Raw genomic sequence first — 24298 nt, 5'->3', positions numbered from 1 at the left:
CAATGCGGCGGCGCCGCAAAAAGGGGTGCAGCATGGACTGGTGCGCCCTGGGCGGGCGCAGTCACGCGGGCACGGTCAATGTGGCAGGCGGTGGCAGGGCGGGCGTGGCAGGGGCAAGGTAGTCGCGGTCGTAGGACCAGGCGGGCAGGGTGTCGTCGGGCAGGGGTATGTGCAGGCCGGGCGCGGGCAGCGGGGGCTCGCCGTCCACGTAGTGGCGCTGGCGCAATTGCAGCATGCAGTCGAGCCAGTCGCCGGCGGTGGTGTTCCAGGGGCGAATCCAGCTCCAGGGGCGACCGGCCAGGCGCTCGGGAAGCGCCCCGAGGTCGGTGGCCAGCACCGGCAAGCCGGCTTGCAGACAGGCGCTGAGTGTATAGCTGTAGGTCTCGGGCCATTGGGCCGGGAACCAGACCAGGTCGGGCTGCAGGCGCTGCAGCAGCTCGGGCAGGTCGGCGTCCTGGTAGGCGCCGTGGATGCTCAGGCTGGCGTGGGGCTGGGCGTGCATGGGCTGGTGCGGGTAGCCCAGCAGGTGCAGCTCGATGGGCGCGCGCAGCCGGGCCGCCTGCAGTGCGACGGCTTGCATGGTTTCGCCGCCCTTGACGCGGCTGATGGCCCCGATGATGAAGACGCGCAGGTGGGCGCGGGGGTCGAGCCGGCGCGGCCGGGGCAGTGGCAGGGCGCGCCCGGGCGGCAGGTCAAGATGCGGCGCGTAGCGGATGCGGGCGGCGGGAAAGTAGCGCGCCATGCGCCGCGCGGCGTCGCGGCTGGGGGCGAGGACGGCGCGCGCGCCGTCCAGGAACATGCGGTGGCGCAGGCGCCAGTCTTCTATGGATTCGCCACTGGGCGCCGGGCGGCCCTGCAGGCACAGCGTGCACTGGGCCACGCCGCGTTCGCCGCAATAGGCCTGGTTTTCATCGACCAGCGCGATCTGCGGGCAGGCGCTGTAGTAGTCGTGCGCCGTGAAGTCGTAGCTTGCCTGCAATTGCTGGGGCAAGGCCGTGAGCGCAGGGTGCAGGCCCAGCAGGTGGTGGTAGTGGATGTGGGTGATGCCGATGCGCCGCAGCAGCTCGAGCAGGTCGGAGCCGGGGCCCAGGCTGTCGCATTCGTGCACGAAGGCTTCGCCCGGCGCGTCCCATTGAATGCGCAGGCGCTGGTTGGCCAGGGGCATCATGAAGAGGAAGTCCGCGCGGCCGCGAAAGTGGGCGCTCAGCTCATGCAGGTGGCGGTGCGTGCCGCCGCCTATGCTGTGGACTACCGCGAGGATGCGCGGGCGCGGGCTGCGTTGCAGGCGCGCAATGTCCAGCGCATGGCGCCAGGGGCGCGCCGGGTCGGCCCTGAGGTGTTCCTGGATTTGCGCGCTGTAGCCCGGGTGCAGGCGCTCGAGCAGCTCTTGCGCGGCGGCTTCGCGCGGGCCTTTGGCGGCGCCGAAGCTGACGCCGCCGACGTGGCGCACAAAGGTGTCCAGCGCCAGCAGGTGTTTCCAGCCAGAGCGGGCCGCGCGCAGGCAGAAGTCGTTTTCTTCGCCATAGCCCGGGCCGAAACGCTCGGCATCGAAGAGGCCGGTCTGCATGAGGCAGTCGCGGCGTATGTACATGCAAAAGCCCACGGCGGTGGGAATGGCCACGCTGGCATCGGCGTTGGTGGCCGCGCAGAGCGCGTCCATGGCGGCGGTGTCGTAACCCGGGGGCAGCGGGTTGTTCTCGCAGTTGCGCGGGTAGCTGCAGATGGTGGCGTTGTTGGACAGCGGCGTGACGGTGCCGGTGTCGCCCGCATGGTAGGCGGCGCGGTGCAGGCGGTCGAGCCAGTCGCCGGCGACTTCGGTGTCGCTGTTGAGCAGCAGCACGTCGTGCTCCTCGCTCAGGGCCATCGCCTGGTTGACGGTCTGCACGAAGCCCAGGTTGCGGGCGTTTTCAAGCAGGGTGAGGCGCGGTTCGTGCGCGGCCAACTCGCGCAGCCAGGCGCTGAGTTCGGGCTCGGGGCTGGCGTCGTTGACGACGATGATGCGGCAGCGGGTGCGCTGCGGCGCGCCAAGCACGGACTGCAGGCAGCGGCGGGTGTCTTGCAGGCCGCGATGGACGGGGATGATGATGTCTACTGTGCTTGCGGGCGGGCGAATCTGCGGCGCGGGCGGCGCCGGTGGCGTGGATGCAGTGGCGGCGGGTGCGTCGGGCGCGGTGGGCGCGTCGGGTGCTGCGGGCGCGTCGGGTGCTGCGGGCGCGGGGCTTGGGGCCTGGGTTGGCGGCGCTGCTGGAGCGGGAGGCGCAGCGGCGGCTGGAGTGGCGGCGGGCCGCGCCAAGCCTGGCAGCAAGCTTTTGAGCCGCGCCAGCTTGCGCGTGATGCGCCACAGGCGTGAGCTTTCCAGGGCGTCCAGACGGGCCTGCAGTTGGGCTTGCGTCTGCGCCTGTTGGCCCAGTTCACGCGCATGCGCTTGCAGCGCGCCGTGGTAGGTGGCCCTCAGCTCAGCCAGTTTGTGCTCGGCGTGGCTGCTTTGCAGCTGCAGTTCACGCGTGGTCTTTGCCAGGGCAAGGTAGTCGGCCGACATTGGCCAGCCGAGCTCGGCTTCGAGCACGCAGCCGCCTGCATGCAGTTGCTGCGCCAGCACCGCAGGGGGGAGGGGCAGTTCGATCCAGGGGTCGTCGCCAGTGAGCAGCAGCACCCAGCCTTGCGCGCCGTCGCGCGCCTGCGTCCAGGCGAGCTGCTGGTGCGCGAGCTCGGCGGGCGCGGGCTGGGCCTGCCGGCCAGGCTCCCAGGACCAGGCGATCTGGCCATCTGCAGCGCGCAGGCGAATGCCGTGCAGGTGCAGGAAGCCGGGGCGGTCGGCAGGGTCCAGGCGCAGGTGCGGCTCGGGCAGGGTGCACGTCGGCAGTGCAAAGCTCAGGGTTTGGCGCAGCTTGCCGATGAGGCCGATGGCGCTGAGCTTGCGTGCTTCGTCGTAGCTGCCCTCGCCCGCTCTCCAGTACAACTGGGCGGTGAATACGGCGTGTTCGGGCGGGGCGTCGACAGGCGCGGCGATTGCGCTCGGCGGCTTGTCGCAAGGGCTGGCCGACGCGACGAACTGGTAGCTCAGGGCGTCGGGCTGGGCCAGCAGATAGCGCGCGACGGCAGGCGGCAGGCTGTCGGGCGTGCGCCGGAATTCGGAGTCCCACAGCTCGCGCCGGATGGTTTGCATGGAGTCCAGGCACCAGCCGTGATCGCGCAGAAAGCGGGTGAGGGACTTGCGCGTGAAGAAGCGCAGATGCGTGCGGTCGAGCAGGCCTTCGGTGCGGTAGCGGAACTCGCCATGCATGAGTTCGAGCGTCAGGCCGGCATAGGAGGCATTGGGTACCGACAGCAGCATCTGCCCCTGCGGTTTGAGCAGCGCCGCGCAGGCGTGCAGGATGCGCTCGGGATGGCGCAGGTGCTCCAGCACGTCGGCGCAGACGATGACGTCGTAGCGCGTGCCGGGAAACAGCGCGCCGAGTTCGGCGGCGTCCAGGTCGGCCAGCACGACGCGCCGGTAATGCGCGCGCGCGTGCTCCGCTTCTGCCTGATTGAGGGTGACGCCATCGCAGACGCAGCCGCGCGTGGCGCTCAGGTGGCGCCCCAGCACGCCCGGGCCGCAGCCCAGATCAAGCACCTCGCTGCCGACGGGGGTGGCGGCAGCGATGGCGGTCAGCGAGCTGTGTTCGTCGGGCCGGATTTCGCGCTGATAGAAGTGCAAATCCTCGTTGGCGGGCGTCATGCAGGGATTATGACGGCGCCCGATGGGCGCCGGAATGCGACACTTGCGGTCTGCGGCATGCATGTGTGCCGCCACGGGATCGGTGCGGCATGCTCTTGGTTGCGTTTTTGGCGTTTCTGGTTTCCACGCTGGCGGCGGCGGCGGTGGTGCGCTGGGGGCACGCGCGCGCGCGTATCTATGGCGCGGACATGCCCCAGCGCTTTCACGTCGGCGACGTGCCGCGTCTGGGCGGGGTGGCATTGCTGGCTGGCGTGGCGGTTGGCTGGGGCGCGGGCGCCATGCAGACGGCGTTTTTTGGCGACCCGGGTTCTCTGCGCATGGGGCCATGGGTGGGTCTGTGGGCGGCAGTCATGCTGCCTGCGGTGTTGGGCGGCATGGCCGAGGACGCTACCCAGCGCCTGGCGGTGCGCTGGCGTCTGCTGCTGTCGGCGGTAACGGGGGTGCTGGCGGTATGGCTGCTGGACCTGGAGGTGCCGCGCCTGGGGCTGAGCTGGCTGGACGCCTGGCTGCCGCGCCTGCCCTGGCTGGGCGCGGCCATCGCCGTGCTGGCGGTGACCGGCCTGCCCCATGCGTTCAACATCATTGACGGCTACAACGGACTGGCCGGCGCGGTTGCCCTGGCGGTTTGCCTGGCGCTGGCCCACGTGGCGCTGCAGGTGGGCGACCGCAGCCTGGCAGTGATGGTGGTGTGCATGGCGGGCGCGACGGTGGGGTTTTTGGTGTGGAATTACCCGCGAGGCCTGTTGTTTGCGGGAGACGGGGGCGCGTATGTCTGGGGGGTGGTCATAGCGATCGCGAGCGTGTCGCTGGTGCAGCGCAACCCGGAGGTCTCGCCCTGGTTTCCGATGTTGCTGCTGGTGTATCCGGTGTGGGAGACGCTGTTCTCGATTTACCGCAAACTGGCGCGCGGGAGCTCTCCCGGCGTGGCCGACGCGCTGCATTTTCATCAGCTCATTTATCGCCGCATCGTGCGCCATGTGTTCGACAAGGATATCTCGCGACGCATGCTCAAGCGCAACAACCGCACCTCACCCTATTTGTGGGGTTTCACGCTGCTGACGGTGGTGCCGGCGGTGCTGGTCTGGCGCAGCACCTGGTTGCTGATGCTCTTCTGTCTTGTGTTTGTCGTGCTGTATGTGCTGGCCTATCTGATGATCGTGCGCTTCAAGGTGCCGGGGTGGATCCAGGGGGAATGATGTATCCGGTGCCGATCAGCCAGGCGTTGGCGGTCGGCCCCTGGTGGATTGCGCTGGCGGGCACGGGCGCCGTGCTGTGGTTTCAACTGACGGGCTGGGGCTTGTGGCGTGCGTGGATGCGTGAGGGGCTGACTGCGGCGCCGCTGCTGGAGGTGTTTTTCCAGCAGGCGCTGGGCATGGGCGCCGCGATGTTGCTGCTGCTGGCGCTGGCTCTGAGTCAGCTGCTGACCTGGAAGGTGACGCTGGTTGCGGCGTTGTGCGCCGCGGTATTGCCGGCCTGGGCGCTGGTTCGCGCCGGCGCAGGCTGCGCTGGCGCAGGGCGCAGGCGCCGGGGCGTGCAGGCACGGTGGTGTGCGGTGCTGGTGTGCGCGCTGCTTTGGGTGTCCGTGCAGGCGTGGCGTTTTCCGGCGGGCTGGGACGACACGTCTTACCACTTGCCCATGGCCCGCGGGTTTGTCCAGCACCAGGGTCTTGTGGTTGATGAGTGGCTGAGGTTTCCGTTTTTCCCGGCCGGTATGCAGTTGCTGATGGCTGCTGGGCTGTGGCTGGATGTGGGCCTGGCGCAATGGCTGAGTACCTGGCCGGCTGCGGTGACGGCGCTGGGGTTGGCGGGTGCGGCGCAATGGCTGTGCGGGCGCTGGCAGTGGGGACTGGCTGCGGCCACGCTGTACCTGACGACACCGGCGCTGCAGCACGCTCTCGGGTTTGCCATGCCCGATGCGGCGCTGGTCATGTACGCGCTGGCGGCGGTGCTCGCTGGCGCCTGGTGGCTCGAATACGGGCCGAAGCAGCCCGTGCGCGCCGGGCGCTGGCCGGCCCTGGCAGGCGTGTTTGCCGGGTTCGCCTGTGGCATCAAGCCGCAGGGACTGGTTCTGGCGACGGCGCTTGGCCTCGCGCTGCCGGCGTGGGCAGGGCTTGCGACAGGGCTGCGGCAATCCTGTCGGGCGTTGACGACATATGGCGCCTGCTGTCTTGCAGTATGCGGGTTCTGGTATGGCCGCAGTTGGTGGTTCTCCGGTGATCCCTTGCACCCCTTTGGAGCGCCGGTGTTTGGCTATTACCTTTGGAGCGCGCAGGACATGGCCTTGCAGATGGCGGAGCAGGCGGCGCATGGAGTGGCCAAGACCTGGGCCAATCTGTTGCCCGCCTTGTCGCGCGCGGGCGTGCTTTTTCTGGCGCTGGCAATGGCGGCGCCCCTGCTCTTGTGCTGGCGCAGGGCAGGGCGGCGCGCATGGCTGCTTCTTGCGGCCGTCGTGTGGTTTTGCGTGCTGTTCTGGTTCTGGGTGAGCCAGGTCGACAGGTATGTGTTGATGGCGGTGCCAGCGGGCGCCTTGCTTTGCGTCGAGGCGCTGCGCCGAGTCGTGTTGCAGGCCGTCAAGCCTGGCGTTGGCAAGATTGCCCGGGCCGGCTTGCCCCTGCTGGGGGCTGCGTGCGCTGCCTGGCTGCTGGCGGGCGCCGTGCTTGCCATGCGTGAGCGTCCGGCGATTGCGCAGCAAGGCATGGCGCAAGACGTCATTGCCTTGCTTGAGCTGGCCCAGGCGCAGTCTGCTAGTTACGGCACGGCAATGCTGAACATGGGTTATGAATATGCCGTGTTCTATTATCGCGGGCAGCTGGTGGGTGACTGGTTCGGGCGGGCGGCATTTACCCGCATTGCCGATTGCAACAGAGGCTGCCGGATGCGCTCGCCGGAATCTACGCGGCGCTTCATGCACGAGCTGGGCGTTCGCCTGCTGATTGTCGATACGCAGAAGTTTCCGCTGGACAGGCAGAGGTATGCGCAGCAAATGCATTTGCTGGCGCAACAGGGCAGCGGGCTGTTGTTTGCCCTGAGAGAAGGCGATTGAGGGCCGGCCCGGAAGAAGGGCCTTTTGACTGTTTTTCGAATTTTTCACATGACCGAATCCATTTCAATCCAAGCGCGCGACAAGGCCGAGATCCTGGCCCAGGCGCTGCCCTACATCCGCCAGTTCCACGGCAAGACGCTGGTGATCAAGTACGGCGGCAACGCCATGACCGACCCGGCGCTGCAGCAGGACTTTGCCGAGGACGTGGTGCTGCTCAAGCTGGTGGGCATGAACCCGGTGGTGGTGCATGGCGGCGGGCCGCAGATCGAGGCGGCGCTCAAACGCCTGGGCAAGCAGGGGCACTTCATCCAGGGCATGCGCGTGACCGACGCCGAGACCATGGAGGTGGTCGAGTGGGTGCTGGCCGGCGAGGTGCAGCAGGACATCGTCGGCCTGATCAACCAGGTGGGCGGCAAGGCCGTGGGCCTTACCGGGCGCGACGGCGGCCTGATCCGCGCGAAGAAGCTCAAGCTGCTGGACCACAAGGACCCGAGCGTGGAGCACGACGTGGGCCAGGTGGGCGAGATCGTGGCGGTGGACTGCAGCGTGGTCAAGGCGCTGCAAGACGATGCCTTCATCCCCGTGGTTAGCCCCATCGGCTTCGGCAGCGACAACGAGAGCTACAACATCAACGCCGACGTCGTGGCGAGTCGCCTGGCGACCGAGCTGCAGGCGGAAAAGCTGCTGCTGCTGACCAACATCCCCGGCGTGCTGGACAAGGCCGGCCAGTTGCTGCCCGAGCTGACGGCGGCGCAGATCGACGCGCTGATCCAGGACGGCACCATCTCCGGCGGCATGCTGCCCAAGCTCGCCGGCGCGATCGAAGCGGCCAAGGCGGGGGTGAATGCGGTGCACATCGTCGATGGGCGCGTGCCGCATGCGATGCTGCTGGAGGTTTTGACCGACCAGGCCTACGGGACGATGATCCGGGGGTAGGGGCCGGCGGCGGCCCCCATCCCGGCCTTCCTCCAGAGGGGGAAGGAGTGAGGCAGAGGTCAGGCCTGCTGGTGTGCGCGCACCCACTCCAGCAGTGCGTCGTTCATGCGGGTTTGCCATCCTGGCCCGCCGGCGCGAAATGCCGCCAGGACCTCGGGGCTGTAGCGGATGGTCACGGCTTGCTTGCTGCCTTCCTTGGTGCTGCCCACCGGCCGCCCGCGCCGGGCGGCGGTGCGCAGCAGGGCCAAGCCTTGCGTGGCGCTGACCTTGCGCGTGCTGACCTGCCACTGGGCGCTCTCGATGTCCTTGGCGCGCCAGACGGGTGCGTCGTCCGGGTCAACCCAGGCCGAAGGTTTGGATTTCACTGTCATGGCAGTACCTCATTGAAATGATGCGGCGAGCATCGCCGCGCGGTGTCCAGACCACCGCGACGGCGCGTCCGCGCAGCAGCCCGAGTGTCTGCAAGCGCGGTTCGCCGCAGTCCTGGCGTTCGTCGGGCCGCGTGGCGGTGACGCCGTCGAATACGTACTGTGCATCGGCGAAATCGAGCCCGCGCTCAGCAAATGTTTTGGCGTGCTTGTCGGCATCGAACTCGATACGCATGAATAATTGTAGTTTCAATTAATTTGGCGGGCAAGACGGGTTTTTGTGGCGAAGGTGTCGCATGGGGCTGGTGTTGTCCGCTGGCTTCATGCAAAATAGCACGATCGTTCGTTTTATTCCATGCCCGTCTCTCTCATTTCCTCCCATTCCGGCGCACGCCGCTCCGGCGGTGCGCGCGCGGCGCACAAGGGTCAGCAGACCAAGGCGGCCATCGTCGATGCAGCCTTGCAGCTGGCCACGCAGGTGGGGCTGGAGGGGCTGTCCATAGGCGCGGTGGCCGAGGCCACGGGCATGAGCAAGTCGGGCGTGTTTGCGCACTTCGGCTCGCGCGAAGAACTGCAGATTTCCGTCATCCATGAATACCACCAGCGCTTCGAGCAGGAGGTGTTCCAGCCCGCCCTGCAGCTGCCGCGCGGACTGCCCCGGCTCAAGGCCTTGTTCGACCACTGGATGCAGCGCACCTCTGTGGAGATCGATTCGGGCTGCATCTACATCAGCGGCGCGGCCGAGTTCGACGACCGGCCAGGCCCGGTGCGCGACGCGCTGGCCGAGTCGGTGCGCATCTGGCTCGCGGCCATGCGCCGCGCCATCGTGCAGTGCCGCGACTGCGGCCAACTGCGCGCCGACGCGGACGAGGCGCAGATGCTGTTTGGCATCCACGGTCTGATTCTTGCCCTGCATTACGAGGCGCGTTTCCTCAAGCTGCCCGGCGCGATCGAGCGCGCGCACCGGGGTTTCGACAACATTCTGCTGCGCTACGCCCTGCCCGAGCCGGCATGAGGCAGGGGCGCACCAAGCCGCTTTTTCTTTCCTTTCACCCATCCACAGCCCCAGAGGAGCCCACATGCCCAGTTACACGCCGCCGCTGCGCGACATGCAGTTCGTGATGCACGAGGTGTTTCACGCCACCGACGAATTCAAGGCCATGCCGCGCTACGCCGAGGTCGACGTGGACACGGTGAATGCGGTACTGGAGGAGGCGGGCAGGTTTGCCGCCGAGGTGACTTTTCCGCTGAACATCAGCGGCGATGCCGAAGGCTGCCAGCTCGACCCGGCGACGCACGAGGTGACGACGCCCAAGGGCTTCAAGGAGGCCTATCAAAAATACGTGGAAGGCGGCTGGGCGGCGCTGTCCTGCGACCCCGAATACGGCGGCCAGGGCCTGCCCTTCGCGCTCAACCAGTGCCTCTACGAGATGCTCAACAGCGCCAACCAGGCCTGGACCATGTACCCCGGCCTGTCGCACGGCGCCTACGAGGCGCTGGTGGCGCACGGCACCGACGAGCAGAAGAAGACCTATCTGTCCAAGCTCACCAGCGGCGAGTGGACCGGCACCATGTGCCTGACCGAGCCGCACTGCGGCACCGACCTGGGCCTGCTGCGCACCAAGGCCGAGCCGGTCGGCGACGGCACTTACAAGATCACCGGCAACAAGATCTTCATCAGCGCGGGCGAGCACGGCTTTACCGACAACATCGTGCACCTGGTGCTTGCGCGCCTGCCCGATGCGCCCAAGGGTTCCAAGGGCATCAGCCTGTTCGTCGTGCCCAAGTTCAAGGTGAACGCCGATGGCTCGCTGGGCGAGCGCAACCCCATCTTCTGCACCGCGCTGGAGCACAAGATGGGTATCCACGGCAACGCCACCTGTGCGCTGACGCTGGACGGCGCCGTCGGCACCCTGGTGGGCGAGGCGAACAAGGGCCTGGCCGCCATGTTCGTGATGATGAACGCCGCGCGCCTGGGCGTGGGCAACCAGTCGCTGGGCCTGACCGAAGTGGCCTTCCAGAACGCCCTGGCCTACGCGAAGGAGCGGCTGCAGATGCGCTCGCTCTCCGGCAAGAAGGCCAAGGACAAGGAGGCCGACCCCATCATCGTGCATCCCGACGTGCGCAAGATGCTGCTCACCGCGCGCGCCTGGGCCGACGGGGCCCGCGCGCTGCAACTGTTTTGCTCGCTGCTGGTGGACAAGGCGCACCACCATCCGGACGAGAAGGTGCGCAAGGACAGCGACCAGCTCGTCGCGCTGCTCACGCCCATCGTCAAGGCCTTCGTGACCGACAACGGCTTTGCCGCGACCAATGCCTGCATGCAGGTCTTTGGCGGCCATGGCTACATCAAGGAGTCGGGCATGGAGCAGTTCGTGCGCGACGCGCGCATCAACATGATCTACGAGGGCACGAACACCGTGCAGTCGCTCGACCTGCTGGGGCGCAAGGTGCTGGGCGACCAGGGCGCGGCGCTCAAGAAGCTGGGCAAGCTCGTCGGCCAGTTGGTGCAGGAAGAGGGCGTGAACGAACAGATGGCCGAGTTCATCAACCCGATCGCCATCCTGGGCGAGCAGATGACCAAGTTCACCACCGAGATCGGCTTCAAGGGCTTTCAAAACCCCGACGAGGTGGGCGCGGCCGCAGTGGACTACCTGCGCGTGGCCGGCCACCTGGTGTTTGGCTACCTGTTTGCGCGCATGGCCCAGGTGGCGCTGCGCAGAATTGCCGAAGGCAGCAGCGACCCGTTCTACACCGCCAAGCTGCAGACGGCGCGCTTTTACTTTGCCAAGCTGTTCCCCGAGATTCACTCGCTGATGCGCACCGCGCGGGCGGGCAGCAAGAGTCTGATGGATACCGACGCGGTGCTGGCTTGAATGGCTTTTGCTCCCTCCCCTTTTGGGGGAGGGCAGGGGTGGGGGCCAGTGGCGCTGACTGAGCACAAAAGCCCCCATCCCGACCTTCCCCCAAAGGGGGAAGGGGCAAGGGAAGAAATCAGAACGTTTTACCGATGGAGCCCTTATGTACAAAGCGCTGACAGCTATCTTTGCAATAGTAATCTCGGCCCCCGCCTGGGCGCAGATGACGCCCGTGGGCACGTGGAACAGCATTGACGACAAGACCGGCCAACCCAAGGCCGAGATCCGCATCGTGGATCAGGGCGGCGCGCTCAGCGGGCGGGTGGAAAAGAGCCTGCAGCCCAGCAGCCAGCCGCTGTGCACCGAATGCACGGACGACCGCAAGGACCAGCCCAAGATCGGCATGGAGATCATCCGCGGCGGCAAGAAGGCCGCGGACGGCGACGTGTGGGAGGGCGGCAAGATCCTCGACCCCGACAACGGCAAGGAATACCGCGCCACCTTCACCCCCATCGAGGGCGGCAAGGAGCTGCAGGTGCGCGGCTTCATCGGCCCCTTCTTTCGCACGCAGGTGTGGAAGCGGGTGCAGTAAGGCTGGGGCAACTCCCTCCCCCGCTGGGGGAGGGCAGGGGTGGGGGCCAGCGGCGCTGGCCGGGCGCGCAAGCCCCCATCCCAACCTTCCCCCAAAGGGGGAAGGGGTTTGAAAACCGAAAAAGGAACATCCATGTCCCGATTCAACGTGAAAAAAGTCGCCGTCCTCGGCGCGGGCGTGATGGGCGCGCAGATCGCCGCGCACCTCATCAATGTCAAGGTGCCAGTGGTGCTGTTCGACTTGCCGGCAAAGGAAGGCCCAAAGAGCGCCATCGCGCTCAAGGCGATTGCCAATCTGAAGAAGCTCAAGCCCTCGCCCATAGGCGTGGCGAGCGATGCCGACCTGATCGAGCCCGCCAATTACGAAGAGCACCTGGGGCTGCTGGGCGAATGCGATCTGGTGATCGAGGCGATTGCCGAGCGCATGGACTGGAAGCAGGACCTCTACCACAAGATCGCGCCGCACGTGCCGGCGCACACGCTGCTGGCATCCAACACCTCGGGCCTGTCGATCACCAAGCTCAGCGAGGCGCTGCCCGAGCAGTTGCGCCATCGCTTTTGCGGCATCCACTTCTTCAACCCGCCGCGCTATATGCCGCTGGTGGAGCTGATCGCCACGCCTGCCACCGAGCCGCGCGTGCTCGATCAGCTCGAAGCCTTCGTCACCAGCGGCCTGGGCAAGGGCGTGGTGCGGGCCAAGGACACGCCCAACTTCATTGCCAATCGCATTGGCATTGCCGGCATCCTCTCGACCATGAAAGAGGCCGAGAAGTACGGCCTGAGTGTTGACGTGGTCGACGACCTCACCGGCAAGAAGCTCGGGCGCGCGTCCAGCGGAACCTTTCGCACCGCCGACGTGGTGGGCCTGGACACCATGGCCCACGTCATCAAGACCATGCAGGACAACCTGAGTCCTGAAACCGACCCCTTCTACGACAGCTTCGCCACGCCGCCGGTGCTGGCCAAGCTGATCGAGCTGGGCCATCTGGGCCAGAAGACCAAGGCGGGTTTTTACAAGAAGGTGGGGCGCGACATCCTGCGCTTTGAGCTGGAGAGCGAGGACTACGTGCCCGCTGGCGCCAAGGCCGACGAGGTCTATGGCCGCATGCTCAAGAAACCTGCGGCCGAGCGCCTGAAGCTGCTGCGCAACGCCCAGGGCGCCGAGGGGCAATTCCTCTGGGCCATTTTGCGCAACGGCTTTCACTACGCCGCGCTGCACCTGGCCGAGATTGCCGAGACCGCGCGCGACGTGGACCAGGCCATGCGCTGGGGCTTTGGCATGAAGCAAGGCCCCTTCGAGCTATGGCAGGAAGCCGGCTGGCTCGAGGTGGCGAAGATGGTGCAGGAGGACATAGACGCCGGCCGGGCGCTCACGCGCGCGCCGCTGCCCGACTGGGTCTTCAAGGGCCCGGTGGCGGACGCCGGCGGCGTGCATACCGCCCAGGGTTCGTGGAGTCCATCTGCTGGCAAATTCATAGCGCGCCGCGCAATGCCCGTCTACGAAAGACAGTATTTTCCTGAAAAACTGCTGGGTGAAGACCAGTTGCCCGACTGGCGCAGCGGCGGCACCACCATCAGCGACGGCGAAGGCCTGCGCCTGTGGACGCTGGATGCGGGCGACTGCGAGAAGTCCGAGCAGGTCTTGATCGCCTCCATCAAAAGCAAGATGCACGCCATCGGTCCGGCGGTGATCGAGGAGCTGGGTGAGGCGCTTGACCTGGCCGAGCGCGAATACGCCGCCATGGTGATCTGGTCGGGCGACGCGCCGTTTTCCGTCGGCGCCGACCTGCAGGCCGCGATGCCGGCCTTCATCGCCGCCGGCGTGGACGCGATCGACGGGCTGTCGCAAGAGCTGCAAAACACCATGCTGCGCATCCGCTACGCCCAGGTGCCGGTGGTCGCGGCCGTGCACGGCATGGCGCTGGGCGGCGGCTGCGAGCTGGCGATCTACTGCGCGCGCCGCGTGGCGCACATGGAAAGCTACATGGGCCTGGTGGAAATCGGCGTCGGACTGGTGCCGGGCGCGGGGGGGCTGACCTACATCGCTCGCCGCGCCGCGGAAAACGCCCAGGCCAGCACCGGCAAGGACTTGCTGCCCTTCCTGACCGAAGGCTTCACCGCCGCCGCCACCGCCAAGGTGGGCACGAGCGCGATCGAATCGCGCGCCATCGGCTATCTGCTGGGCAGCGACATCATCGTGCCGCACAAGGAAGAGCTCTTGTACGTCGCGGTGAACGAGGCACGCGCCATGGCCGCGAGCGGCTGGCGCGCACCGCTCAAGCGCAGCTTCCCGGTGGCGGGGCGCAGCGGCACCGCGACCATCCGCGGGCAACTCGTGAACATGCGCGCCGGCGGCTTCATCAGCGACCACGACCAGCACATCGCCACGCTGATTGCCGAGATCGTCTGCGGCGGCGACGTGGACGCGGGCACGCTGGTGAACGAGGAATACCTGATGGCCCTGGAGCGCAAGGCCTTCTGCGCGCTGATCCAGCACCCGAAGACGCAGGAGCGCATTCTGGGCATGCTCAGCACCGGCAAGCCGGTGCGCAATTGAACATGACGGCGCATGCGTCTTTGCTCCCTCCCCCGCTGGGGGAGGGCAGGGGTGGGGGCCAGCAGCGGTGGATGAAACCTGCCGTTGGCTGTCTGCGGGCGGCCCCCATCCCGGCCTTCCCCCAGAGGGGGAAGGAGAGTGGCGGGGCGCGCTTTCAGCTCCCTCCCCCGTTGGGGGAGGGCAAGGGTGGGGGCCAGCAGCGGTGGATGAAGCCTGCCGTTGGCTGTCTGCGGGCGGCTCCCATCCCGGCCTTCCCCCAAAGGGGGAAGGAGAGTGGCGGGGCGCGCTTTCAGCTCCCTCCCCCGTTGGGGGAGGGCAGGGGTGGGGGCCAGCAGCGGTGGATGAAGCCTGCCGTTGGCTGTCTGCGGGCGGCCCCCATCCCGGCCTTCCCCCAGAGGGGGAAGGAGAGTGGCGGAGCGCGCTTTCAGCTCCCTCCCCCGCTGGGGGAGGGCAGGGGTGGGGGCCAGCAGCGGTGGATGAAGCCTGCCCTTGGCTGTCTGCGGGCGGCCCCCATCCCGGCCTTCCCCCAGAGGGGGAAGGAGAGTGGCGGAGCGCGCTTTCAGCTCCCTCCCCCGTTGGGGGAGGGCAGGGGTGGGGGCCAGCAGCGGTGGGTGAAGCCTGCCGTTGGCCGTCTGCGGGCGGCCCCCATCCCGGCCTTCCCCCAAAGGGGGAAGGAGTAAAACCATGCAGTACCAGGCCAGCACCCGGGCGCGCGGCAACGCTGCGGCATTGCGCCGCACCATGACGGACTCCGAGCGCAAGCTCTGGAGCCGCCTGCGTGGCGAACAACTGGGCGTGAAGTTTCGCCGCCAGCACCCTTTGGGCAGCTACGTCGCCGACTTTGCCTGCCTGGCGCCAAGGCTGATCGTGGAGCTGGACGGTTCACAACATCTGACGCAGGCCGGCTACGACGCGCGTCGGGATGCGTTCTTTCGCGATCAAGGGTTCGAGGTGCTGCGGTTTGACAGCAACGCGCCGTTGACCCAACTGGAAGGGGTGTTGCAGCGGATTCTGGAAACGCTCCAGGCGCTGCCGGCCCCCATCCCCGCCTTCCACCAAATGGGGAAGGACTTGACACCCCAAGGAGTTTGACCATGAGCAAGCAAATCCAGGACGCCTACATCGTCGCCGCCACGCGCACGCCGATAGGCAAATCGCACAAGGGCTTTTTCCGCAACTACCGGCCCGACGACCTGCTGGCTACCATCTTGCGCGCGGCGCTGGCGCAGGTGCCGACGCTGGACCCGGCGGCGGTGGAAGACGTGATTGCCGGCTGCGCCATCCCCGAGGCGCAGCAAGGCCTGAACGTGGCGCGCATTGCCGCGGTGCTGGCCGGCCTGCCCAAGAGCGTGGGCGGGGTGACGGTCAACCGCTTTTGCGCCTCGGGCCTGACCGCCGTGCAGATGGCGGCCGACCGCATCCGCGTGGGCGAGGCCGAGGTGATGATCGCCGCCGGCGTGGAGAGCATGAGCATGGTGCCCATGATGGGCAACAGCCCGAGTCTTTCGCCCAGCATCTTCGCGGGCGGCGACGAGGACGTGGGCATTGCCTACGGCATGGGCCTCACCGCCGAGAAGGTCGCCCAGCAGTGGAAGGTGACGCGCGAAGCGCAGGACGCGTTTGCGCTGGAATCGCACCGGCGCTCGATTGCCGCGCAGCAGGCCGGGCGTTTTGCCGATGAGATCACGCCGATCGAGGTGACCGACCGCGGCCTTGACCTGGCTTCGGGCGAGCCCGTAGTGAAGACGCGCACCGTGAACCTGGACGAAGGCCCGCGCCCCGACACCACGCTCGAGGGCCTGGCCAAGCTGCGCACCGTGTTTGCCGCGCGCGGCACGGTGACCGCGGGCAACAGCAGCCAGACGAGCGATGGCGCGGGTGCGCTGATTCTGGCGAGCGAGGCGGCGCTCAAGCGCTTCAACCTCAAGCCCCTGGCGCGTTTTGTCAGCTTTGCCAACCGCGGCGTGCGCCCCGAGATCATGGGGGTGGGGCCGATCGATGCGATTCCGGCGGCGCTCAAGCTCGCCGGCCTCAAGCACGAGGACATGGGCTGGATAGAGCTCAACGAAGCCTTTGCCGCCCAGTCGCTGGCGGTGATCAACACGCTGGGGCTCAACACCGAGGTGGTCAACCCCATGGGCGGCGCGATCTCGCTTGGTCACCCGCTGGGCGCAACCGGCGCGATCCGCTCGGCCACGGTGGTGCACGCGCTGCAGCGCGAGAAGCTGAAGTACGGCATGGTCACGATGTGCGTGGGCATGGGCCAGGGGGCGGCGGGCATTTTCGAGCGCGTCTGAGCGCCGGGCGCACGCCATGCAGGCGTTCACGCTCACGGGCAGCGGCGCGCCAGTCGCCGTCCGGCGTTTTGACGGCGCGGGCGCGGCGCATGCCAGCGTGGTCATCGGCAATGCGGTGGGCGTGCACCAGCGCTACTACCAGGACTTTGCCGTCTGGCTGGCGGCGCAGGGCTGGCGCGTCTACACCTTCGACTGGCGTGGCCAGGGCGAATCGCTCGCCGGGCCGATGCGCGACGCGCGGCCCTCGATGCAGGACTGGGTGCGCGACTACGAAGCCGTCATCGCCCATGCCCGGGCGCAACTGCCGGGGCGCCCGCTCTACCTCATTGGCCACAGCCTGGGCGCGCAACTGCCGGGGCTGTTCAGCCGGCCGCAGGACGTGGGCGGCCTGCTGGCCGTGGCCGCAGGCAGCGGCTATTGGCGCGTGAATGCGCCGCAGCTCAGGCGGCGCATCCTGCCGTTTTGGTATCTGGTCATGCCGGCGGCGACGTGGTGGGCCGGCTATTTCCCGGGCGCGCGCCTGGGCATGGTGGGCGACCTGCCCGCGAGCATCGCCTGGCAATGGCGCCGCTGGTGCCTGCACCCGCGCTACGCCATGGGCGCGGAGCAGGCGGTGGAAAGCTATGCGCGCGTGCGCTTTCCCATCCATCTGCTGCGCATGATGGACGACGAGATGATGAGCGAGCAGGCCAACCACGACCTGCTGGCCATGTACCCCGGCGCGGCGCAGCGGGTGCAGAGCTTGGGCGCGCAGGAGGCGGGCGGCCAGCGCATAGGGCACCTGGGCTTCTTCAAGCCGCGCTTCGAGACGCTGCTCTGGCCCCATGCCGATGCGGTGCTGCGCGCCTGGTGCGGCGTCGCGCAGACGACCGAAGCGCTGGCGCAGCAAGGGCACACTCGCGCTCCATGACTGCCATGAACCCTTCTTTGCACCCTCTGGACGATGCGCTTGCGTTGACCGCCGCAGGCGCCGACACCTTCACCGGCCGAACTACCGCAACCTACTGGAACATGGTCGGCCCGTTCGGCGGCGTCACCGCGGCCACGCTGCTGCAGGCGGTGATGCAGCACCCGGCGCGCCTGGGCGAGCCGCTGTCGCTCACCGTGAACTACGCCGGGGCCGTGGGCGAGGGGCCGTTCGAGATCCGGGCGACGGCGGTGCGCACCACGCGATCGACCCAGCACTGGTGGCTGCAACTGGTGCAGCCGGACAAGGACGGCCAGGCCCAGGTAATGACCACGGCCACGGCCATCACGGCGCTGCGCCGCGAGACCTGGAGCGCGAGCGACCTGCCCATGCCCGAGGCGCCCGCACCCGAAGCCTGCACGCAGGTGGAGCAGCCGATACCGGTGCAGTGGATCAACCGCTACGCCATGCGCCCCGTCAGCGGCATGCCGCCGCGCCAATGGGACGGCGCCGAGCGCGACAGCCTCACCCGGCTGTGGGTGCGCGACGCGCCAGAGCGCGCGCTGGACTTTGCGGCGCTGGCGGCGCTGTGCGACGTGTTCTACCCGCGCATCTGGCGCCGCCGCGCGCTGCAGGTGCCGGCGGGCACGGTGTCTATGACGGTGTACTTTCACGCCGGCAGCGCCTTGCTGGCCGAGACCGGCAGCGGCTGGCTGCTGGCGCAGGCGCGCGGGCAGGAATACCGCGGCGGCTTTTTCGACCAGACGGCGCAGCTGTGGAACCAGGCCGGCCAAATGCTGGCGACCACGCAGCAGATCGTCTACTACAAGGAATGAGAGCATGAACGCAGCAACGCAAGACATCCTGGTGCACGTCGAGGGCGGCGTGAGCACCATCACCTTCAACCGGCTGGACAAGAAGAATTCCTTCACCGAGCGCATGTATGGCGAGATGGCCGAGGTGCTCACGGCCGCCGCCGAAGACCCGAGCGTGCGCTGCGTGCTGTTTCAGGGCGACGCGACGGTGTTCAGCGCCGGCAACGACATTGGCGACTTCCTGCGCCAGGGCGGCGAGGCGCAAGGCGGCGACTTGACGCAGCGCGCCGTCTGGCGCTTTCTCAACGCCATCGCCACTTTCCCCAAACCGCTCGTCGCCGCCGTCTGCGGCCCTGCCGTGGGCGTAGGCACCACGCTGCTGCTGCACTGCGACCTGGTCTACGCGGGCGACAACGCGGCCTTTGCGCTGCCCTTCGTCAACCTCGGGCTGTGCCCGGAGGCGGCCTCCAGCCTGCTGCTGCCGCAAATGCTGGGCCATCACCGCGCGGCCGAGGCGCTGATGCTGGGCGAGCCCTTCATGGCCGAGGCGGCGCTGGAAGTCGGCCTGGTCAACCGCGTGGTGCCGCCGACCGAATGCAACGCCATCGCCGGGCAGCAGGCAAAAAAACTCGCCGCCAAGCCTCTGAGCGCGCTGATCGAGACCAAGCGCCTGATGAAGGGCGGCCAGACACCCGCCGTGATCGAGCGCATGACCGAAGAGGCCCAGTCCTTCTCGCGCTTGATGCGCACGCCATCAGCGCGCGAAGCCTTCACCGCGTTCGTTGAAAAGAGAAAGCCTGATTTCAGCAACTGCTGAAATCAGCCCTCCCGTCAGGGAGGCGGGCCGCGCAGCGGGCCGTTCAGCCATGCAGCAAGCGCCGGGTCAGCAAGGAGCGGAAATTGCGCCGACTGTCTGCCACCAGGTGAACGATGACGTGCTGCGCCTCGATGCCGTAGAGGATGCGCCAGGGCTTGTGCAGGGTCTGGCGGTAGTCCTTGATGCCGAGCGCGAGCAGCTCCGGCGGGTAGCTGCCGCGCTCAGGCAGGTTTGCAAAGCCGTGGATGGCGCGCATCAGGCCGTCCAGGATTTGATCGGCGCGCAGCGCGCCGTCTGTCGCGGCGATGTAATCCACGATGTCCAGAAGATCACCATGTGGGGCCTCGGTGATCAGCACCGAATGGCTTGCTGGCCGGGTTTTCATTTTGCCGACGTGTCAGCGGCTGTGCGCAATTGCGCCAACTTGGCGCGCAGCCGTGAATGCACTTCTTCCGCGGGGCTCAGTCGACCGGCTTGAACATCCTGGCGGCTCAGGGCGAGTAGCTTGAGCAGAGCCAGGGTCTCCTGCGTCTGCTCGAAAGAAACCACGTCCTGCAATACCGCCTTGGCCTCGCCGTTCTGGGTGATGACCAGGGGCTCGCGCTGCTCGCCCAGATCCTGCAGGATCTGGGCTGCATTGGCCTTGAGGTAGCTGATGGGCTTGATCTGCGTGGAGTAACGCACGGCGGCCTCCTGATGACTATGGGTCTGAATATAGTCCTCCTGTGGTCTTGTGCCCGGGCCAGGCAAGACGAATATTTTTACGAAGCAAGCGCTTGATTAAATTCAGGTGCTTTGCTAATCTGCGCGCATGTCCGAGACCCATGCGCAAGACCCGGCGGTGCAAGCCGCGCCACGTCGCCCGCGCGGGCGCCCGCGCAAGAGTGCGCAGCATCTCGATGAGAGTGGGCGCCGGCGCGAGCTGATGGAGCAGGCGGCGCGCCTGTTCCTGGTCAAGGGCTACGCGGCGACCACGACGCGCGACATTGCGGCGGCGGTGGGCATGCACAGCGGCTCGCCGTTCTATTACTTCAAAAGCAAGAGCGCGCTCTTGTACGCGGTGATGCGCGAGGGCATGGAGGGCGCGCTGGCGAGCCAGCGGCAGGCGCTGGAGCAGCTCGCGCCCGAGGCCGACGCGCACGCCCGGCTGCGCGCGCTGATACGCCATCATTTCGACATCCTGCTGGGGCCGCAAAGCGGCTTCATTCCGGTGATGCTCTACGAGTGGCGCTCGCTCACGGCGGCGCAGAAAAAAGGTGTCTCGCAGGTCAAGGATGCCTACGAGGCGGCCTGGATGCCGGCGCTGGAAAAGCTGGCCGCGCAGGGCGACTTGCGCGCCGAGCCGGCGATCGCGCGGCTGTTCATCTTTGGCGCGCTCAACTGGTCGGTGCAGTGGTTTCGCGTGCGCGGCGGGTGCTCGCTCGATCAACTGGCGGACGAGGCCTTGCGTCTTTTTGCGGGGAAGGCATGAATTACCAATCGATTTTTACGCCCGGTCTGTTTGCCGGGCAGACCATCGTCGTGACCGGCGGCGGTTCGGGCATAGGGCGTTGCAGCGCGCATGAACTTGCAGCGCTTGGCGCGCGCGTGGTGCTGGTGGGGCGCAAGCCTGAAAAATTGCAGGCGGTGGCCGCCGAGATCGCTCAGGACGGTGGCCAGGCCGACACGCGGGTGTGCGACATCCGCGACGAGGCGGGGGTCGTGGCGATGGTCGGCGCCGTCGTCGCCGCGCACGGACGCATCGATGCGCTGGTGAACAACGCCGGCGGGCAGTACATGACGCCGCTGGAAAAGATCAGCGCCAAGGGCTGGGAGGCGGTGGTCAACACCAATCTGACCGGCGGTTTTCTGGTGGCGCGCGAGTGCTATCTGCAAAGCATGCAGGCGCAGGGCGGGGCCATCGTGAACATCGTTGCCGACATGTGGGGTTCGATGCCCAACATGGGCCACAGCGGCGCGGCGCGCGCGGGCATGGTGAGCTTCACCGAGACGGCTGCCGCCGAATGGGCCAGGAGCGGCGTGCGCGTGAACGCGGTGGCGCCGGGCTACATCGCCTCCAGCGGCATGGACCACTACCCGCCCGAGGCCGGCGATATGCTGCGCGCCATGCGCCGCACCGTGCCGCTGGGTCGCTTTGGCACCGAGGCCGAGGTGTCCGCGGCGATTGCCTTTCTGCTCAGTCCCGCGGCCAACTTCATCAGCGGCAGCGTGCTGCGCATCGACGGCGCGCGCCCGCAGGTGCGCATGGGCTGGCCGATGCAGCTGCCGCCGCGTGAAGTGCAGCAGCGCCCGGCGGTGCGCGCATTCAACGGCTTTCATCGCGCGGTCACGCCCAAGGTGTTCGCCGATGACGAAGGGGGCGGTGCATGAGCGCGTTCGCATCGCGCTGGAACGCGGCCAGCGCCCAGGCGCAGCAGCGGCGCGCGCATATGCTCGCGCGCATCGCGCAGCTGCGGGCGCTGGAGCAGCGCGCGCAAGACGCCTCGGCGCAGGCCGGGCCGCGCTTTGCCAGGCGCCATCAGCTTTTGCCGCGCGAGCGCGTGGCGCTGCTGCTCGATGCCGGGGCGCCGTGGCTGCCGCTGTGCTCGCTCGCGGGTTTTCTGCACGACGTGCCCGATGCCGAAAAGTCCGTGCCCGGCGGCGGCATCATCGCGGGCATAGGTTTCATCTCGGGCACGCGCTGCATGGTGGTGGCGAGCGATTCGGGCATAGAGGCGGGCGCGATCCAGCCCATGGGCCTGGACAAGATCCTGCGCGTGCAGGAGATCGCGCTGCAAGAGCGCCTGCCCTTCATCCATCTGGTGGAGAGCGCGGGCGCGAATCTGATGCGCTACCGCGTCGAGGGTTTCGTTTACGGCGGCAGCATGTTTCGCAACCTGGCGCGGCTCTCCAGTGCGGGCATTCCGGTCATCACCGTGCAGCACGGCTCGGGCACGGCGGGCGGGGCCTACATGCCGGGGCTGTCGGACATCGTCATCATGGTCGAGGGCCGCTCGCGCGCCTTCCTGGCCGGCCCGCCGCTGCTCAAGGCCGCCACTGGCGAGGTGGCGACGGAAGAAGAACTGGGCGGCGCGCTGATGCACACCACGGTCTCTGGCCTGGGCGAATACCTGGCGCAGGACGACCGCGAGGCGCTTGGCATGGCGCGGCGGGTTATGGCGCAACTATACTGGTCAAATCGGCCTCAAACGCTTGCTGGACAAGCGCTGGCAGCTATTGAAACAGGATACGCCGAACCGCCCTGGCCGGTGGACGAACTGCTGACCCTGATGCCCGCGCACCACCGCGAACCGGTGGACATGCGCGAGGTGGCGGCGCGCCTCGTCGATGGCGGCGCGTTGCTGGAATTCAAGAGCGGCTACGGCATGGCCACGGTCTGCGCGCAGGCGGCCATCCAGGGGCATGCGGTGGGCCTCATCACCAACAACGGGCCGATCGACATCGCCGGCGCCAACAAGGCGACGCACTTCATCCAGTGGATGTGCCAGCTCGGCCACCCCATCGTTTATCTGCAGAACACCACCGGCTACATGGTGGGCAAGGAGATGGAGCAGGGCGGCATCATCAAGCACGGCAGCAAGATGATCCAGGCGGTGACCAATGCCACCGTGCCGCAGCTCACCATTCAGTGCGGCGCGAGCTTTGGCGCGGGCAACTACGGCATGTGCGGGCGCGGGTTTGCGCCGCGCTTTCTCTTTTCCTGGCCGGGCGCGACGACGGCGGTGATGGGCGGCGAGCAGGCGGCGGGCACCATGCGCATCGTCACCGAGGCCGCGCTCAAGAGAAAGGGAGCGGAGCCGGATGCGCAAAAGATGCAACAGCAGTTCGACGCGGTGGTCGCGATGTTCGAGCGCCAGCAGGACGCCTTCGCCACCAGCGGCACGCTGCTGGACGACGGCGTGATCGACCCGCGCGACACGCGCGCGGTGCTGGGCTTTTGCCTCTCGACCATCGCCGAAGGCGCGGCGCGCGAGCTGCGGCCGCTGCAGTTCGGCGTGGCGCGGATGTAGAGCCCCATGGCGGCACATCTATCTTTCTCCTTCCCCCTCTGGGGGAAGGCAGGGATGGGGGCTTTGGTGCCTGGCGCGATCTCCGTGCCACGCAAGCCCCCACCCCTCCCTCCCCCAGAGGGGGAGGGTGCAATGCACCTGACCGGAGACCCCGATGAAACTTACCCACGAGCACGAACAAATCCGCGACACGCTCAAGCGCTACATCGACGAGCACATCAACCCGCACGTCGACGAATGGGAGGCGGCGGAGATCTTCCCCGCGCACCAGGTCTTCAAGGGCCTGGGCGATCTGGGCCTGCTGGGCCTGACCAAGCCGGTCGAATACGGCGGCATGGGGCTGGACTACTCCTACAGCATGCTGATGGCCGAGACCATGGGGCTGGTCAACTGCGGCGCCATCCCCATGGCCGTGGGCGTGCAGACCGACATGTGCACGCCGGCGCTGGCGCGCTTTGGCAGTGACGAACTCAAGCGCGAATTTCTCGCCCCGGCGATCGCGGGCGACATGGTGGGCTGCATCGGCGTGTCCGAGCCCGGCGCGGGCAGCGATGTGGCGGGCATCACCAGCCGCGCGCGCCGCGATGGCGACGACTACGTGATCAGCGGCCAGAAGATGTGGATCACCAACAGCCTGCAGGCCGACTGGATGTGCATGTTGGTGAACACCGGCGAGGGGCCGATGCACAAGAACAAGAGCCTGATCATCGTGCCCATGCGCGACGGCCCGAACGGCCAGTTGACCAAGGGCATCAGCGTGGCGCAGAAGATCCGCAAGATCGGCATGAACGCGAGCGACACCGGCCTGATCTACTTTGACGAGGTGCGGGTGCCCGCGCGCAACCTGATCGGCCAGGAGGGCCAGGGCTTCATCTACCAGATGCAGCAGTTCCAGGAAGAGCGCCTGTGGGCCGCGGCCAACGCCATTACCGGCATGGAGGTGGCAATCCGCGAGACCATCGAATACACGCGCCAGCGCAAGATGTTCGGCGCCACGCTGCTGGACCAGCAGTGGGTGCAGTTCAAGCTGGTGGAGCTGCAGACTGAGGTCGAGGCGCTGCGCGCGCTGACCTGGAAGGCCGGCGAGCGCTACGTGGCGGGCGAGGACGTGCTGCAGTGGGCCAGCATGGCCAAGCTCAAGGCCGGGCGCCTGACGCGCGAGGTGGCCGACACTTGCCTGCAATTCTGGGGCGGCATGGGCTTTACCTGGGACAACCGCGTCTCGCGCCTGTACCGCGACGGGCGCCTGGGCTCGATCGGCGGCGGCGCGGACGAGGTGATGCTGGGCATCATTGCCAAGACCATGGGGCTGGCCAAGCGCCATGCGGCCTGACGTGAGGGCTTGCGGCTGTATCTCCTTCCCCCTTTGGGGGAAGGCAGG

20 protein-coding genes are annotated in these 24298 nt (G+C 67.6%); 15 read left to right on the top strand and 5 right to left on the bottom strand.

From position 1 onward, the window contains the following. Positions 1-61: 61 nt before the first annotated feature. Positions 62-3718 (bottom strand): methyltransferase domain-containing protein, encoded by a 3657-nt coding sequence (locus KUD94_RS09760; RefSeq protein WP_218237034.1) that lies wholly within the window; start codon positions 3716-3718, stop codon positions 62-64. A gap of 89 nt (positions 3719-3807) precedes the next feature. Between KUD94_RS09760 and KUD94_RS09755 the strand changes: the two genes are divergently transcribed. Together KUD94_RS09755 and argB are read left to right on the top strand one after the other, a co-directional pair. Then, entirely contained in the window at positions 3808-4914 is a 1107-nt protein-coding gene (locus KUD94_RS09755; RefSeq protein ID WP_218237033.1) for a glycosyltransferase family 4 protein, read from the top strand. Positions 4915-6809: 1895 nt separating this feature from the next. Beyond that, the gene (gene argB, locus KUD94_RS09750) at positions 6810-7697 is read left to right on the top strand and encodes an acetylglutamate kinase (protein WP_218237032.1); all 888 of its coding nucleotides are present in this window, start codon (positions 6810-6812) and stop codon (positions 7695-7697) included. Positions 7698-7756: 59 nt separating this feature from the next. On the opposite strand, the gene KUD94_RS09745 is transcribed toward argB, so the two are convergent. Both KUD94_RS09745 and KUD94_RS09740 read right to left on the bottom strand, forming a co-directional pair. Then, positions 7757-8068, bottom strand: coding sequence for a BrnA antitoxin family protein (locus KUD94_RS09745; RefSeq protein ID WP_218237031.1), 312 nt, complete (start codon positions 8066-8068; stop codon positions 7757-7759). Then, a complete protein-coding gene (locus KUD94_RS09740) occupies positions 8034-8300 on the bottom strand; it encodes a BrnT family toxin (RefSeq protein WP_218237030.1) in 267 nt (88 codons plus the stop codon). Before KUD94_RS09740 ends, KUD94_RS09745 begins: the two co-directional genes overlap by 35 nt. Positions 8301-8420: 120 nt before the next feature. On the opposite strand from KUD94_RS09740, the gene KUD94_RS09735 reads away from it, so the two are divergent. From KUD94_RS09735 to KUD94_RS09695, 9 genes are all read left to right on the top strand, one after another. After that, entirely contained in the window at positions 8421-9080 is a 660-nt protein-coding gene (locus KUD94_RS09735) for a TetR/AcrR family transcriptional regulator (RefSeq protein ID WP_218237029.1), read from the top strand. Between the two features lie 64 nt (positions 9081-9144). Then, entirely contained in the window at positions 9145-10941 is a 1797-nt protein-coding gene (locus KUD94_RS09730; protein WP_218237028.1) for an acyl-CoA dehydrogenase C-terminal domain-containing protein, read from the top strand. Between the two features lie 145 nt (positions 10942-11086). Then, positions 11087-11515: a DUF2147 domain-containing protein gene (locus KUD94_RS09725; RefSeq protein ID WP_218237027.1), complete on the top strand. Its 429-nt coding sequence runs from the start codon at positions 11087-11089 to the stop codon at positions 11513-11515. A 132-nt stretch (positions 11516-11647) separates the two neighbouring features. After that, complete coding sequence (locus KUD94_RS09720; protein ID WP_218237025.1) at positions 11648-14071, top strand: 3-hydroxyacyl-CoA dehydrogenase/enoyl-CoA hydratase family protein; 2424 nt, start codon at positions 11648-11650, stop codon at positions 14069-14071. A gap of 684 nt (positions 14072-14755) precedes the next feature. Beyond that, the gene (locus KUD94_RS09715; protein ID WP_218237023.1) at positions 14756-15163 is read left to right on the top strand and encodes an endonuclease domain-containing protein; all 408 of its coding nucleotides are present in this window, start codon (positions 14756-14758) and stop codon (positions 15161-15163) included. Between the two features lie 2 nt (positions 15164-15165). After that, positions 15166-16368 (top strand): acetyl-CoA C-acyltransferase, encoded by a 1203-nt coding sequence (locus KUD94_RS09710; RefSeq protein WP_218237021.1) that lies wholly within the window; start codon positions 15166-15168, stop codon positions 16366-16368. A 16-nt stretch (positions 16369-16384) separates the two neighbouring features. Next, positions 16385-17278: an alpha/beta fold hydrolase gene (locus KUD94_RS09705; protein WP_218237019.1), complete on the top strand. Its 894-nt coding sequence runs from the start codon at positions 16385-16387 to the stop codon at positions 17276-17278. A 5-nt stretch (positions 17279-17283) separates the two neighbouring features. Further along, positions 17284-18111, top strand: a complete 828-nt coding sequence (locus KUD94_RS09700) for an acyl-CoA thioesterase II (protein ID WP_218237018.1) — start codon at positions 17284-17286, stop codon at positions 18109-18111. A gap of 4 nt (positions 18112-18115) precedes the next feature. Continuing rightward, positions 18116-18907 carry an enoyl-CoA hydratase gene (locus KUD94_RS09695; RefSeq protein ID WP_218237016.1) on the top strand — a complete coding sequence of 264 codons (792 nt, stop codon included), beginning with the start codon at positions 18116-18118 and terminating at the stop codon, positions 18905-18907. A gap of 43 nt (positions 18908-18950) precedes the next feature. On the opposite strand, the gene KUD94_RS09690 is transcribed toward KUD94_RS09695, so the two are convergent. Together KUD94_RS09690 and KUD94_RS09685 are read right to left on the bottom strand one after the other, a co-directional pair. Beyond that, a complete protein-coding gene (locus KUD94_RS09690) occupies positions 18951-19292 on the bottom strand; it encodes a type II toxin-antitoxin system RelE/ParE family toxin (protein WP_218237014.1) in 342 nt (113 codons plus the stop codon). Next, a complete protein-coding gene (locus KUD94_RS09685; RefSeq protein WP_218237012.1) occupies positions 19289-19591 on the bottom strand; it encodes a type II toxin-antitoxin system Phd/YefM family antitoxin in 303 nt (100 codons plus the stop codon). Before KUD94_RS09685 ends, KUD94_RS09690 begins: the two co-directional genes overlap by 4 nt. 127 nt (positions 19592-19718) lie before the next feature. On the opposite strand from KUD94_RS09685, the gene KUD94_RS09680 reads away from it, so the two are divergent. The 4 genes from KUD94_RS09680 (at position 19719) to KUD94_RS09665 (ending at position 24250) form a co-directional block, all read left to right on the top strand. Continuing rightward, positions 19719-20378: a TetR family transcriptional regulator gene (locus tag KUD94_RS09680; protein ID WP_218237010.1), complete on the top strand. Its 660-nt coding sequence runs from the start codon at positions 19719-19721 to the stop codon at positions 20376-20378. After that, positions 20375-21277 (top strand): SDR family oxidoreductase, encoded by a 903-nt coding sequence (locus KUD94_RS09675; protein ID WP_218237009.1) that lies wholly within the window; start codon positions 20375-20377, stop codon positions 21275-21277. The genes KUD94_RS09680 and KUD94_RS09675 overlap by 4 nt, the downstream gene beginning before the upstream one ends. Then, positions 21274-22917, top strand: coding sequence for an acyl-CoA carboxylase subunit beta (locus KUD94_RS09670; RefSeq protein WP_218237007.1), 1644 nt, complete (start codon positions 21274-21276; stop codon positions 22915-22917). The genes KUD94_RS09675 and KUD94_RS09670 overlap by 4 nt, the downstream gene beginning before the upstream one ends. 154 nt (positions 22918-23071) lie before the next feature. Further along, the gene (locus tag KUD94_RS09665; protein WP_218237005.1) at positions 23072-24250 is read left to right on the top strand and encodes an acyl-CoA dehydrogenase family protein; all 1179 of its coding nucleotides are present in this window, start codon (positions 23072-23074) and stop codon (positions 24248-24250) included. The last annotated feature ends 48 nt before the right edge of the window (positions 24251-24298 follow it).

This window comes from Comamonas sp. NLF-1-9, from assembly GCF_019195435.1.
GTDB lineage: Bacteria > Pseudomonadota > Gammaproteobacteria > Burkholderiales > Burkholderiaceae_C > Comamonas_C.
Note: the sequence above shows the minus strand (reverse complement) of the source record. Positions and strands in the feature narration are given on the sequence as shown.

What these genes read in the sequence shown, in the direction of transcription:
- KUD94_RS09760 (WP_218237034.1), bottom strand. Translation starts at nt 3,718, where the DNA reads ATGACGCCCGCCAACGAGGATTTGCACTTCTATCAGCGCGAAATCCGG.
- KUD94_RS09755 (WP_218237033.1), top strand. Translation starts at nt 3,808, where the DNA reads ATGCTCTTGGTTGCGTTTTTGGCGTTTCTGGTTTCCACGCTGGCGGCG.
- argB (WP_218237032.1), top strand. Translation starts at nt 6,810, where the DNA reads ATGACCGAATCCATTTCAATCCAAGCGCGCGACAAGGCCGAGATCCTG.
- KUD94_RS09745 (WP_218237031.1), bottom strand. Translation starts at nt 8,068, where the DNA reads ATGACAGTGAAATCCAAACCTTCGGCCTGGGTTGACCCGGACGACGCA.
- KUD94_RS09740 (WP_218237030.1), bottom strand. Translation starts at nt 8,300, where the DNA reads ATGCGTATCGAGTTCGATGCCGACAAGCACGCCAAAACATTTGCTGAG.
- KUD94_RS09735 (WP_218237029.1), top strand. Translation starts at nt 8,421, where the DNA reads ATGCCCGTCTCTCTCATTTCCTCCCATTCCGGCGCACGCCGCTCCGGC.
- KUD94_RS09730 (WP_218237028.1), top strand. Translation starts at nt 9,145, where the DNA reads ATGCCCAGTTACACGCCGCCGCTGCGCGACATGCAGTTCGTGATGCAC.
- KUD94_RS09725 (WP_218237027.1), top strand. Translation starts at nt 11,087, where the DNA reads ATGTACAAAGCGCTGACAGCTATCTTTGCAATAGTAATCTCGGCCCCC.
- KUD94_RS09720 (WP_218237025.1), top strand. Translation starts at nt 11,648, where the DNA reads ATGTCCCGATTCAACGTGAAAAAAGTCGCCGTCCTCGGCGCGGGCGTG.
- KUD94_RS09715 (WP_218237023.1), top strand. Translation starts at nt 14,756, where the DNA reads ATGCAGTACCAGGCCAGCACCCGGGCGCGCGGCAACGCTGCGGCATTG.
- KUD94_RS09710 (WP_218237021.1), top strand. Translation starts at nt 15,166, where the DNA reads ATGAGCAAGCAAATCCAGGACGCCTACATCGTCGCCGCCACGCGCACG.
- KUD94_RS09705 (WP_218237019.1), top strand. Translation starts at nt 16,385, where the DNA reads ATGCAGGCGTTCACGCTCACGGGCAGCGGCGCGCCAGTCGCCGTCCGG.
- KUD94_RS09700 (WP_218237018.1), top strand. Translation starts at nt 17,284, where the DNA reads ATGAACCCTTCTTTGCACCCTCTGGACGATGCGCTTGCGTTGACCGCC.
- KUD94_RS09695 (WP_218237016.1), top strand. Translation starts at nt 18,116, where the DNA reads ATGAACGCAGCAACGCAAGACATCCTGGTGCACGTCGAGGGCGGCGTG.
- KUD94_RS09690 (WP_218237014.1), bottom strand. Translation starts at nt 19,292, where the DNA reads ATGAAAACCCGGCCAGCAAGCCATTCGGTGCTGATCACCGAGGCCCCA.
- KUD94_RS09680 (WP_218237010.1), top strand. Translation starts at nt 19,719, where the DNA reads ATGTCCGAGACCCATGCGCAAGACCCGGCGGTGCAAGCCGCGCCACGT.
- KUD94_RS09675 (WP_218237009.1), top strand. Translation starts at nt 20,375, where the DNA reads ATGAATTACCAATCGATTTTTACGCCCGGTCTGTTTGCCGGGCAGACC.
- KUD94_RS09670 (WP_218237007.1), top strand. Translation starts at nt 21,274, where the DNA reads ATGAGCGCGTTCGCATCGCGCTGGAACGCGGCCAGCGCCCAGGCGCAG.
- KUD94_RS09665 (WP_218237005.1), top strand. Translation starts at nt 23,072, where the DNA reads ATGAAACTTACCCACGAGCACGAACAAATCCGCGACACGCTCAAGCGC.